Raw genomic sequence first — 11,896 nt, forward strand, 5'->3', positions numbered from 1 at the left:
CGCTCGGCAGACAGTCAGGCCGTGGCTGGCTAGCCGAGGGGGCAGTTTATATGATTGTTTCAGAGTCCAGACGCCGTGTTGGTTGGCTACAGGCGCAAGGCAGCGAGGCGGGAGGTGGTGCATGAGGCCCTGGATACGGCAATTGAGCAGTGGGTTGGCGGTGCTGGTTGGCTTCGTTGCGGGGGTGGCGTTGCTGATGTTCTTCGTGGCCAATCGCCAGGCTCCCGAGCGCCAGGAGGCGGCGGTATCCGCCACCCCGGTCAGGACCGTTGCGGTCCAGCCCCTGGATTTTCGTCTGGAGGCGCGTGGCCACGGCGTGGCGCGCCCCGCCGAGACCTGGCAGGCGGTTGCCAACGTGGCGGGGCGCGTGGTGGAGCGCCACCCTGAGCTGGAGAGCGGTACCCTGCTGCCCAAGGGCACGTTGCTGGTGGCGCTGGATCCCAGCCGCTATGAGCTGGCCATCGTCGAGGCGGAGGCGGAGCTTTCAAGCCTGGATGGCGAGCTGTCGCAGCTCGAGGCCGAGGAGAAGAACACCGACCGCCTGCTGGCACTGGAACAGCAGGCCCTTGCCCTGACCGAGCAGGAGCTGTCGCGTATCGAGCGCCTGGCCGCCAGCGGTTCGGTCTCCACCTCACGGCGCGACGAGCAGCGGCGCAGCGCCGTGGGGCAGCGTCGGGCGGTGGCCTCTCTTGAGAACACCCTGGCGTTGATGCCCGCGCGGCGCGAGGTGCTCCAGGCCCGGCGTGAACGGGCCGAGGTGCGCCTGACTCAGGCCCGGAAGGACCTGACGGATACCCGCTTCGAGGCGCCCTATGATCTGCGTCTGAGCGATGTTGACATAGAGTTGCATCAGTTCGTGGGCAGCGGGCAGAGACTGTTCCAGGCCGAGAGCCTGGCCGCTGCCGAAGTGGAGGCGCATATTCCCATCGGCATGATGCGTCGTCTGCTGGGCGCGATCCTGCCCGAGAAGCCCTTCGGTCAGGGGCTGGATGATTTGAACGAACGACTGGACTTCTCGGCGGTTGATGCCGATTTGCTTCTGGTCGGTGCCGAGGGTGTCGGCTGGTCGGGTGAGTTGATACGAGTGGCCAGCGGGCTGGATCCGGCCACCCGAACGGTTCGGGCCGTGGTGCGAGTCGATCAACCTTACCGTGATGCCGGGCCACCGAATCGCCCACCGCTGCAGCGCGACATGTACATACGAGTGCGCCTCTCGGCATGGAGCCGGGCACCCCGGCTGGCGATACCGGCCGGTGCGGTGCATCAGGGCGAGGCCTGGCTGGTGGGTGATGATCAACGCCTCGAACGGCGGGCGGTGAGCGTGGCCTTCGAGCAGGGGGACCTGGCGGTGATCTCGGCCGGCCTGGCCCCCGGCGAGAGGGTGGTGGTCGATGACCTGTCCACGGTAATTGCCGGGATGGCCGTCGCCGGGCAGCGTGACCGGAACCTGGAGGCGCAGATTGCCGGCCAGGCGCTGGGTGAGGAACACGAGGAAGCGCAGCCATGATCCGCTGGTTTGCCGCTCACCCCACCGCCGCCAATCTGCTGCTGGTGCTGCTGCTCGCCGCCGGGCTCTTTGCGGCCCCAACGCTCAAGCGCGAGACATTCCCCGATTATCGCCCGACGGAGGTCGGCGTCGAGGTGGTCTACCGCGGAGCCAGCGCGGCCGACGTGGAGGATGCCGTGTGCCGGCGCCTGCATGAGGCGGTCAAGGGGGTGGAGTACCTCGACGAGTTTGTCTGCGTGGCCCAGGACAATCTGGCCAGTGCCACCGCCACCATGCAGGCCGGCGGCGATTCCCTGCGTTTTCTCAGCGAGATCGATACCGAGGTCGCTGCCATCAGCGAGTTTCCGGCCCGGGCAGACCCGCCGGTGGTGCGCGAACTGCATCGCAGCGACCTGGTGGCGGCAGTCGCGGTCTCTTCCGATATGCCTACCTCGCAGCTCGAGGAGTACGCCCTGCGCCTGGAGGAGCGCATCATGGCCTTGCCCGGAGTGGCCAATGTGGCGATTCACGGCACGTCTCAGCGCCAGTGGCAGGTGGAGGTGCCCGGCGAGGTGCTGGGTCAGCACGGACTCTCGGCCCGCGACCTGGCGCGTCGGGTCTCCGCGCAGAGCCTGGATCTGCCGCTGGGCACCCTGGAGACCCCCGGGCGCGATATCCTGCTGCGCTTTACCGACCAGCGCCGCTCGCTGCGTGAGCTGGAGAGCCTGGTGGTGGTCTCCGACCCGGCCGGCGGTGAGCTGACGCTGGGCGATATCGCCACCCTCGCCGAAGCCGGTGAGCGCGATGAGGAGAAGATTGTCTTCAACGGCGAGCCGTCGCTGGTGCTGGAGGTAAGCAAGAGCCTGCGCGATGACGCCCTGACGGTAAAGGAGGAGCTTGAGGCGCTGATCGAAGCGGAGCGTCGCCGCTTCGAGGGTGGCGTAACGCTGACCCTGACCCAGGACATGACCGGCATCGTCCGCGACCGTCTGCAGATGCTGGTGGCCAACGGCCTGATGGGGCTTGCGCTGGTGGTGCTGGTGATGAGCCTGTTCTTTCGGCCACGCCTGGCACTGTGGGCGGTGCTGGGGTTGCCTGCCGCCTTCATGGGCGCCTTCCTGGTGATGGGACTCAGCGGGCTCACCCTGAACATGATCACCCTGGTGGGGCTGCTGATGGCCATCGGCATCGTCATGGACGACGCCATCGTCATCACCGACAGCATCGCCGCCCACGCGGGGGAGAGTGCCTCGCCGCTGGCAGCAGTAGTCTCCGGGACCCGTCAGGTGCTGCCCGGGGTGCTGTCGTCGTTTCTGACCACCGCCTCGGTCTTCGTCCCGCTCTCCTTCCTGGCCGGCGAGATGGGCGCGGTGCTCGAGGTTCTGCCGGTGGTGTTGATCGCCGCCCTGGCGGCGAGCCTGGTCGAGGCGTTCTGGATTCTGCCTCATCATCTCGAGGGGAGCGTGAAGCATCTGCAGCAGGGCCATGATTCCCGCCTGCGCGGCGCCTTCGATCGCGGCTTCGAGCGCTTTCGCGAGGGCGTGGGAAGGCTGGCCGACCGGGCGATCCGTTTCCGCCATGGGGTGCTCGGCGCGATGCTTGCTGTGATGCTGGGGTCGGTCGGCTTCATGGCCGGAGGTCATCTTGGCAGCGAGGCGATGCCCGATATCGACGGCGACGTGCTGGAGGCGCGCATTCTGATGCCCCAGGGTACGCCGCTCGAGCGCACCGAGGCGGTGGCCGAGCGAGTGGCATCGGCCATGAATGAGCTCGATGCCCGCTATTCGCCCGAACAGCCCGAAGGCGCGGCGCTGGTCGAGGCGATGCAGGTGCGCTTCAACCATAACCTCAGCGCGCGTGAGGCAGGACCCCATGTGGCGACGGTCAGTGTCGATCTGCTGACCGCCGAGAGGCGTACTCTGACCCTGGATGCGCTGACTGCCGCCTGGCACGAGGCGATCGGCGAGATCGCGGGGATGCAGCGCCTGATCATCCAGGAGCCGGGTTTCGGCCCCGCCGGGGTGCCGATAGAGGTGCGCCTGACCGGCGAGAGACTCGATGCCATGAAGGCGGCGGCACTGGAGATGGCCACATATCTCGAGGGCTATTCGGCAGTCTATAACGTCATGGATGACCAGCGCCTGGGCAAGCCTCAGCGCGCTTACTCCATGGCCTCGGGGGCTCATGGACTCGGGTTGAGCGCCGAAGAGGTGGCCGGCCAGCTGCGCGCGGCCATGCTCGGCGAGATTGCCGATACCCAGCGTATCGGCGAGCAGGACATTGAGGTGCTGGTGCGCCAGGCCGAGGCCGACCGCGATGGCCTCGATGACCTGGTCGACCAGACCCTGATGCTGCCCGACGGCAACCAGGTGCCGCTTTCGGTGGTGACCGACGTGGCCGAGCGCCGCGAGTGGGCGCGCATTACCCGCATCGATGGTCGGCGAACGGTCACCGTGGAGGCCAACGTCGATGCCCGCCGGGCCAGCGCTCAGGCCGTCGTCAACGACCTGGTGGATAGCGGTTGGGTGGCGGACTTCGAAAAGCGCCACCCCGAGGTGGCCGTCACCTTCGAGGGGCAGGTGGCCAGCTCCGCGGAGACCGGCGGCTCCATCGCGCGTGGCCTGTTGATCGGCCTGGTGGGCATCTTCGTGATCCTATCCTTCCAGTTCCGCAGCTACATGGAGCCGCTGATCGTCATGCTCTCCATTCCAATGGCCTTTATCGGGGCCATCTGGGGGCATGTGCTGATGGGCTACTATCTCTCCATGCCCTCGTTGATCGGGGCCGCCTCGCTGGCCGGTATCGTGGTCAACAATGCCATCCTGTTGATTCACTTTATCAAGGCGCACCGCGAGCAGGGTCTGGACGCGGCCGCCGCCGCCGGTCAGGCCAGTCGCGATCGGCTGCGGGCCATCCTGATCTCCTCCACGACCACCATCGCCGGCCTGGCACCGCTACTGGCCGAGACCAGCACCCAGGCAGATGCCATCAAGCCACTGGTGATCGCCGTGGTGTTCGGCCTGCTCAGCGCGACCCTGCTGGTGCTGCTGGTGATTCCGGCACTCTATGTGCTGTTTGACGACCGGGGCTGGACTCGTGGGACATCCGCCAGCAGGTAGTACAGCAGCGGCATCACCTGGAGGGGCAGCAGCGTAGGGATGGCCAACAGAAGGTAGAACACGCCCCTCGTGTTGTTGCTCCCTTCGGGAGCAACGCTGCCACTGCGTCGATTTGTCTAGACCTCACGAGCTCACCGGCTGGGCGGGTGATTCTCGAACGCTCTCTTTTCCTGAGTCTCCTCATAGCCGGTGATCATGGGCTTGACCAGGCTGAAGAGCGTCTTGCCCATGGTGGCCATGTAGACGTGGGCAATCACGAAGATCAGCATGGCGAAGGCCGCGGCGGTATGTACCAGGGCCACGCTGCCCAGGCTGATGCTGTCTTGCAGCCAGACGGGCCACTGGTTGTAGAACAGATACAGCAGCCCCGAGATCCAGATAGCCGGCGAGATCAACAGCTTGAAACTCAGGTAGGCAAGGCGCTGCAGCGGATTGTGCTTGGCCTGGGTGGTCTGGCGGAAGGGATGCTCGGCGCCGGTGAAGGTGCCGATCAGGTAGTAGTGGACCACCGCGCCCAGCCTGTCGGTGGTGGGAAGGTACTGGCGCCACTCGCCGGTAGTGAGGTGCCAGAAGATCGCCAGGATCCACAGGCCGATCAGCGCGTAGGCCGCCAGGCCGTGCAGCCGGGCGGCGGGGCCGAAGCCAAGCGCCTGGTAGCTGCCGTGGATCTCGAAGCCGGTGAACATCAGAAAGAAGATCAGCACCGCCTGACTCCAGTGCCAGAAGCGTTCGAAGCGTTTGTAGATCATTTCGCGTTTCATGAGCGTTTCCTCCGACGCCGAGTCATGATTCGCCCACCGGCGTGGGCCAGGCTGCCGACCAGCACCAGCAGGGCGGCGCTCCAGCCTGCCCTATCCAGCCAGACGCTGCGGTCCCGGGCGGGAAGGTAGAAGTCGGTCAGCGCCGCCAGCCGTCCGTTGCGCGAGTGGCATTCGCTGCACGCCAGGGCGTCCTTGCTGGGCGCCACCATGTGGGTGATTGGCCAGTGCATGCGCGTTTCCACGAAGTCGAACTCACCGCTGTAGGGCTGGTCGGCATATTCGGTGCCGGCCCGGAGCGCCTTGGCCCAGTCGAAGTTCGACCACAGGGCGGTGTCGTCGTCGGCGCTGTAGACATGATTGACCAGCAGGTGCTGATTGACCGGATCGTAAGGTTGCTTGCCCTGCATGACCTTGAACGGCCAGATGCGTGACGTCGAATCGGCATGGCTGCCCTTGACGCTGTTGATCTCGATGGGCTGCTGGCTGTCGTCCAGCGAGTCGCTGCGCAGGGTGTAGCGAACTTCACCGTCGAACCAGCGATACTCGGGCACCACGTTCTCGCCATAGCGGAAGTTGCCCTTGGTGCTCAGGTACTCGAGGTGGCCGTCGTCGTCACGAATCCTGAGCGGCTCGCCATCCTCACCGAGCCGGCCGGCGGTGGACCAATCCCACCAGGTCTTGGTGGCCACGCCGCCGCGGGCAAATTCGGGGATATGGCAGCTCTGGCAGGCGACCTGATCGACATGATCATTGAGCTTGGTCTTCTGGTGCGGGGCATCGCCGTGGCAGGACTCGCAGGAGGCCCGCGAAAAATCGGTGTGTCCCGGGACATCGATCCCTTGAGTATCCCGGGCCGTGGTCAGATAGCGGCTGCCGCTGACGCTGTGAGCCGAGGTGGTGTGGCAGTCGGCGCAGGCGAAGTCGGCGCCGTCTGCCGACATGTGCACGTCCAGCGACAGGGGGGCATTGATCAGCGATGAATCCAGGTCGCCGTGCTTGACGCCGTCGCCGCCGCCGCCATAGAAGTGGCAGCTGCCGCAGTTCTGCTTGCTGGTCGGACCGATGTGCTGGGCGACCTGTGCCAGGTCGGGCGGCTGTCTGGCGTCTTCGTCGCTGGGATCGGGGAGCTCGTAGGCGGGATGCCCGGCGCCGGTGGGGGACTTCCAGTAGCTGCCGGTGGTGTCGTGACAGACCAGGCAGTCGACACGATTATCTGCGGTGGGCGGTTCCTGGCGCATATCATCCCAGCCGTAGCCGGTGTGGCAGCTGGTGCAGAACGGCTCGTTGGAGGTCACCGAACCGCAGAAGCTGTTGACCACGTGGCGCTTGCCCAGCAGCTGCCGGGTCTCCGGGTGCATATACTCCCAGGTCCAGTGGGTGGTGGCCTGGAGCTGCTTGGCCGCTTCGGTGTGACAGCCAAGGCATGCCTCGGTGACTTCGGGACCCGAGGCGAAGGGGCCCTGCAGCTCCTCGAAGTGCTCATGATCCGCCGTCGAGGGAGCCTGACGGTCCAGGGCGGCGGCTGCCGGTGCTGCATTGATCGCCAGAAGCATGGCAAGAAGCAGTGTGACAAGCGATGCCAGGATGAAGGCCCTGGCGGCAAGTGCTGCGTATCGAGCCGATGAATATCCCGTCATGATGCCCCTCCTGCGAAGTTTTACTTATCGAACAGTCACTTCTTGCCACTCTCCAGCTTCGTAACGGCTTGTTTTGTGTTGCTCAAGCTTCGTATGTTTCTTATGTATTGCGGTTTGCCCATGACGTGTGATGCCAGTGTCGGTCAGGCGCAGTACTGTTCGTAGAGCGTCAGAATCACCGCCATGGCCTGTTCACTGCTGATGCGATAGTAGATCTGCTTGCCATCACGGCGTGTCACCACCAGGTTATCGCGCCGCAGCACCGCCAGCTGCTGTGACAGGGTAGGTTGTTCGATGCCCAGCTGCTGCTGCAGCTCGCCGACGTTCAACTCACCCTGCGACAGTTGACACAGCAGTAGCAGACGATCCGTGTTGGCCAGCGTCTTGAGCAGTCGTCCCGCCTCGTCGGCGCTCTCGCGAAGCCGGGTGATTTTCAATGCGGTGTCTTTTTGCATGGTCTTTCGATGTCTTTAACAGTTGTATAAAACATATTATATTAAAACACAAACTGATTGGCCGCATGATTCTCCGTTTCCGAGGTGATGATGAGTCTTCTTTCCCGCATGACGCGCAATCTGACGCTGGCGATTCCGGTGACGATGCTGCTGGGTCTGGCGTACGGCCTGGTGGCCCCGAGCGACTGGTTGCGCACGCTGATCGTGCCGCTGACGCTGCTGATGGTCTATCCGATGATGGTCAATCTCAAGCTGAGCAAGCTGTTCGAGGGCGGCGATATCAAGGCACAGCTACTGGCCCAGGGGATCAACTTCGCGATCATTCCCTTCATCGCCTTCGGCCTTGGGCGACTGTGGTTCCCGGAGCAACCCTATCTAGCGTTGGGGCTGTTGCTGGCCGCGCTGCTGCCGACCAGCGGCATGACCATCGCCTGGACCGGATTTGCCAAGGGCAACCTGGCCGCCGCGGTCAAGATGACCGTGGCGGGGTTGATTCTCGGCTCCTTGGCGACGCCTTTCTACGTGCAGTGGCTGATGGGGACGGCGGTAACAGTGGACCTGGTCGCCGTCTTCCTGCAGATCGTCCTGGTGGTATTTCTGCCCATGCTGGTGGGCCAGCTCACCCAGGCCTACCTGATTCATCGTCACGGCCAGCAGGGCTACCAGAGGGACTGGGCGCCGAAGTTTCCGCCGCTGTCGACCCTGGGCGTGCTGGGCATCGTGTTCGTGGCCATCGCCCTGAAAGGCTCGGCGCTGGTGGCCGAGCCGGCAATGTTGCTCGATATTCTCGTGCCGCTGCTGGTGCTCTATAGCGTCAATTTCATGCTCAGCACCCTGGTGGCGCGGCGGCTGCTGCCCCGGGGCGATGCCATCGCACTGGTCTATGGCACGGTGATGCGCAATCTGTCGATTGCCCTGGCGTTGGCCATGAACGCCTTCGGCGAGGCCGGCGCCGATGCGGCGCTGTTGGTCGCCGTTGCTTATATCATTCAGGTGCAGTCCGCGGCCTGGTACGTGAAGTTCAGCGAACGTTTCTTCGGGCCCAGCGAGGCCTGAGTCAACCTGAAGCAGCTCATGGCCGACACGCGACTCGGGTCGGTGGGTGAGGTGATCGGCTATTTCCGAGAGCGGGGCGGATCAACTCGAACCTTGGGCAGGAGTATTGATATCGAGTCCCGAGCTCCGGGCCAGTGTTTCAATCTCGGCGTAGTGGCGCCGATACTCGCCTGAGTCTAGCGGCGCATAGTTGAGGTTCTTCATTGCGCTGGACAAGGCGGTGAAGTACTCCCGGATCGCGTCCTTGTCGTCGAAGGCGTACTCCGCACTCACCAGCGGGTGGATCAGGGCCAGGCTGCGCCGTTGGCGCTCAGGGGAGGTACTGCCATCCACTGCATCGAAGGCATCCTGCTGCAGATAGACCAGATCGAGGAAGGCGGCCTTGTGGTAGGTGAGAAAGTCCTCGAGTGTGATGCCTTCATCGCCGGTGACCTGCATCATCTGGTTGACGTCTTCCCCGTCGTGCAGCAGTTGCAGTAGTTCGTCGATGCGTCCCGGCCATTCCTTGCCGAGACGCTCGGCGATGGCGGGTTCGAGCTCGGCCCGATAGCGCGACCAGGAGAGCAGGGGATCCACCGCCGGATAGAAGCGCTTGTAGGCGCGCTCGGATGACAGGCCGAGGAACGCCTTGACGGTGCTCAGGGTCGCCTGGGTCACCGGCTCCTCGAAGTTGCCGCCGGAGGGAGAGACGGTGCCGATCAGGGTCAGGCTGCCGCTGTCGCCGGCGCCGTTACGGATCACCCCGGCACGCTCGTAGACGCTGCGTACCGCCGAGTCCAGGTAGGCGGGATAGGCCTCTTCGCCGGGGATCTCCTCCATGCGTCCGGAGGTCTCGCGCATCGCCTGGGCCCAGCGCGAGGTGGAGTCGGCGATCAGCAGCACGTTAAGCCCCATCTGGCGGTAGTATTCGCCGAGGGTGATGCCGGTGTAGATGGAGGCTTCCCGGGCGGCCACCGGCATCGAGGAGGTGTTGCAGACGATTACCGTGCGGTCCATCAGCGAGCCGCCGGTGGTCGGATCCTGGAGGCGTGGAAACTCGGTGATGGTCTCCACCACTTCCCCGGCCCGCTCGCCGCAGGCGACGATGATCACGATATCCACGGTGGAGTGGCGGGCGATGAGATTCTGCAGCACCGTCTTGCCGGCGCCGAAGGGGCCGGGAATGCAGGCGGTACCACCGGTGGCGATGGGAAAGAAGGTATCGATCACGCGGATGCTGGTATCCAGGGGGCGGCTGGGGTAGAGCCGCTCGCTGGCGTGGCTGTCGAGCAGGCGCTGCGGCAGCGGTGTACGCACCGGCCAGCGCTGGGCCAGGGTAACCCGGCGCTCGACGCCCGCCGCGTCGACGAGGCGGGCCACCGGCACGTCCACGGCGAAGCTGCCCTCTTGAATCCAGTTGACCTCCTGCTCGCCTCGGGCGTCGAAGGGCACCATGATGCGATGGGTAAAGCGCCCCTCCTGCACGGTGCCGAGGGTATCGCCGGCATGCAGCTTGGCGCCCATGCGTACCCGGGGCGAGAAGGACCACTTGATGGTCGTGTCCAGCGCCGCCAGGTGCAGGCCCCGGGGAAGGAAGAAGCCGGACTGCAGGGCGATCTGTTCCAGGGGGTTCTGCAGGCCGTCGTAGATCTGCCCCAGCAGGCCGGGGCCGAGGGTGACCGAGAGCATCTCGCCGGTCTGCTCCACGGCGTCGCCTACCTTGATGCCGCCGGTATCCTCGAAGACCTGGACGTCCGCCCGCATGCCTTGCACCCGCAGCACCTCGCCCTTGAGGCGAATATCGCGGGTTTCCTCCGCCTGGGCGGGGCGGATATAGACCACCTCGTTCTTCATCAACCCCTTCGAGCGTTCGAGGGTCTCGATAATCACGATATCGTCCTGGACACTGACCACCCGGCAATTTCGCTGGGTTGTTCGCTGTATACTCATTTCAAACTCCCGGAGCCCATTCTATCGCTGGGGTCGTGACAGGCATTCATCAGCTACCATCTCCCGAAAAAGGTATTCCGTCATTGCCAAGCCCCCGCTCGATATCCGCTCGCAGGCGACGTTCTGCCGCCTCGGCGTTGTAGCGTTGCCAGGCGGCGACAAGGCGCCAGCGCAGCCAGTAGATGACGACCTCGCGAAAGTCGAAACGATCATGGCGCTGCGCCCGACCGAGCCAACGCCAGCTCTCCTCGAACAGCTGCCGTTCCAGCTCCCGGGGGCGGTCGTGCTCCAGATGCTCGCGGGCCTCGGCGAGCCAGGGAAAGACCGGCCCCACGCCGAACAGTGATGCCTGCCAGTGGGTGCCGATATGTGCCAGGCGCGGACCGAAGCCCCAGGCCTCGCCCGGGAGCGGCGCGGGATGGCCAAGGCGTCGCCGGCGCAGGGCCGTCATCAGGGTGTGACGTTCGAGCAGGGTCTCAACCAGATCCCCCACGCCATGCTCCACCAGTTGCGGGGCCGTCAGTCGATAGCGCCGGACATGGACTTCGGTAGAGACATCCATGCCCAGGTGCCGCCAGTCGAGCAGGATTTCCAGCGCCTGCAGGCTGTCGCGATGGGCGTCGCTCAGGATCTCGAGACGGTGTGCCAGGCGGATCGCCGAGATCGGCAGGGGTTCGCGCTCGAAAGGCGTGGCGGGCAGGGCCGGCAGGCTGGCGAGCAGGTCGACGTACTGATGGCGTTTTGACATGGCTACTTGACGATGCCTTCGAGCATGGCGCGAAAGCGCGGCTGCAGATGTTGCAAGAGAAGCTCTGCCACCGCCTCGTCACTGATGTCGAGCTCCATCTGGTGCTCGTGCAGGCGGATACGCAGGCCGCTGGCGTGGTCGCCTGTGGTGAAACACACCCCCTCGCGCAGCACCTCGCGGGCCTGGGCGACCACGAAGTGGGCAAGCGTGCCCTCCTTGAGCTCCTCGGGGCGGCGACGCAGCTCCTCCAGCCCCAGGACGTCTCGCGGCAACATCACTTCCACCTCGTTTTCCGCTTCCAGCGGTGTTTCGCTGCGGGTGCGGGCGGCGAGTTCGAGAATCAGACGCTGCAGCAGATCTTCCCGGGTCAGGGTCTGGCCGACCAGCCGGCGCAGGTGGTCACGAAAGCGGTGGGTCAGGGTGGCCTGCATCTCCAGTACGCTGTCCCGGGCGGCAACCCGCAACGCCTCCTTGGCGGATGATTCCAGGCGTGCGGCCTCTTCCCGAGCCTGCTCGCGCCATTCCTGGGCGTCTCGCTCGGCCTGTTCGATCATCCAGGTGGCGCGCCGCTCCGCATCGGCGACGATGCGTTTGGCCTCTTCCCGACCCCGCTCCACACCTTCGCCGCGTAGTCGTTCGATCAGCGTCTCGACGCCGAAGGAGGCGCCCTGGAGAGGTGTTTCCTGATCGTTCATCATCTTGTCT

9 protein-coding genes are annotated in these 11,896 nt (G+C 65.0%); 3 read left to right on the forward strand and 6 right to left on the reverse strand.

All coding sequences use genetic code 11. From position 1 onward, the window contains the following. Positions 1-121 precede the first annotated feature (121 nt). Both Q358_RS0102565 and Q358_RS0102570 read left to right on the forward strand, forming a co-directional pair. On the forward strand, positions 122-1,507 hold the full coding sequence (locus Q358_RS0102565) for an efflux RND transporter periplasmic adaptor subunit (RefSeq protein ID WP_027960611.1): 1,386 nt from the start codon (positions 122-124) through the stop codon (positions 1,505-1,507). Then, positions 1,504-4,605 carry an efflux RND transporter permease subunit gene (locus Q358_RS0102570; protein ID WP_027960612.1) on the forward strand — a complete coding sequence of 1,034 codons (3,102 nt, stop codon included), beginning with the start codon at positions 1,504-1,506 and terminating at the stop codon, positions 4,603-4,605. Before Q358_RS0102565 ends, Q358_RS0102570 begins: the two co-directional genes overlap by 4 nt. A gap of 131 nt (positions 4,606-4,736) precedes the next feature. Here the strand turns inward: Q358_RS0102570 and Q358_RS16380 are convergent, their stop codons facing one another. The 3 genes from Q358_RS16380 to Q358_RS0102585 all read right to left on the reverse strand — a co-directional run bounded on the left by Q358_RS16380 (position 4,737) and on the right by Q358_RS0102585 (position 7,458). Beyond that, complete coding sequence (locus Q358_RS16380) at positions 4,737-5,366, reverse strand: cytochrome b/b6 domain-containing protein (protein ID WP_043487527.1); 630 nt, start codon at positions 5,364-5,366, stop codon at positions 4,737-4,739. After that, positions 5,363-7,003 (reverse strand): tetrathionate reductase family octaheme c-type cytochrome, encoded by a 1,641-nt coding sequence (locus Q358_RS16385; protein ID WP_084286417.1) that lies wholly within the window; start codon positions 7,001-7,003, stop codon positions 5,363-5,365. The genes Q358_RS16380 and Q358_RS16385 overlap by 4 nt, the downstream gene beginning before the upstream one ends. A 143-nt stretch (positions 7,004-7,146) precedes the next feature. After that, positions 7,147-7,458 (reverse strand): ArsR/SmtB family transcription factor, encoded by a 312-nt coding sequence (locus tag Q358_RS0102585; protein ID WP_027960613.1) that lies wholly within the window; start codon positions 7,456-7,458, stop codon positions 7,147-7,149. Between the two features lie 90 nt (positions 7,459-7,548). Here Q358_RS0102585 and Q358_RS0102590 point away from each other — a divergent pair, with 90 nt between their 5' ends. Further along, positions 7,549-8,514 (forward strand): arsenic resistance protein, encoded by a 966-nt coding sequence (locus Q358_RS0102590; RefSeq protein WP_211248298.1) that lies wholly within the window; start codon positions 7,549-7,551, stop codon positions 8,512-8,514. Positions 8,515-8,595: 81 nt separating this feature from the next. On the opposite strand, the gene Q358_RS0102595 is transcribed toward Q358_RS0102590, so the two are convergent. The 3 genes from Q358_RS0102595 to Q358_RS0102605 are packed head-to-tail and all read right to left on the reverse strand — an operon-like array spanning position 8,596 to position 11,889. Then, complete coding sequence (locus Q358_RS0102595) at positions 8,596-10,443, reverse strand: V-type ATP synthase subunit A (protein ID WP_027960615.1); 1,848 nt, start codon at positions 10,441-10,443, stop codon at positions 8,596-8,598. Between the two features lie 49 nt (positions 10,444-10,492). Next, positions 10,493-11,191, reverse strand: coding sequence for a hypothetical protein (locus Q358_RS0102600; protein WP_027960616.1), 699 nt, complete (start codon positions 11,189-11,191; stop codon positions 10,493-10,495). 2 nt (positions 11,192-11,193) lie between these two features. Then, complete coding sequence (locus Q358_RS0102605; protein WP_211248299.1) at positions 11,194-11,889, reverse strand: ATPase; 696 nt, start codon at positions 11,887-11,889, stop codon at positions 11,194-11,196. Positions 11,890-11,896 lie beyond the last annotated feature (7 nt).

It is taken from the genome of Halomonas halodenitrificans DSM 735 (genome assembly GCF_000620045.1).
GTDB lineage: Bacteria > Pseudomonadota > Gammaproteobacteria > Pseudomonadales > Halomonadaceae > Halomonas > Halomonas halodenitrificans.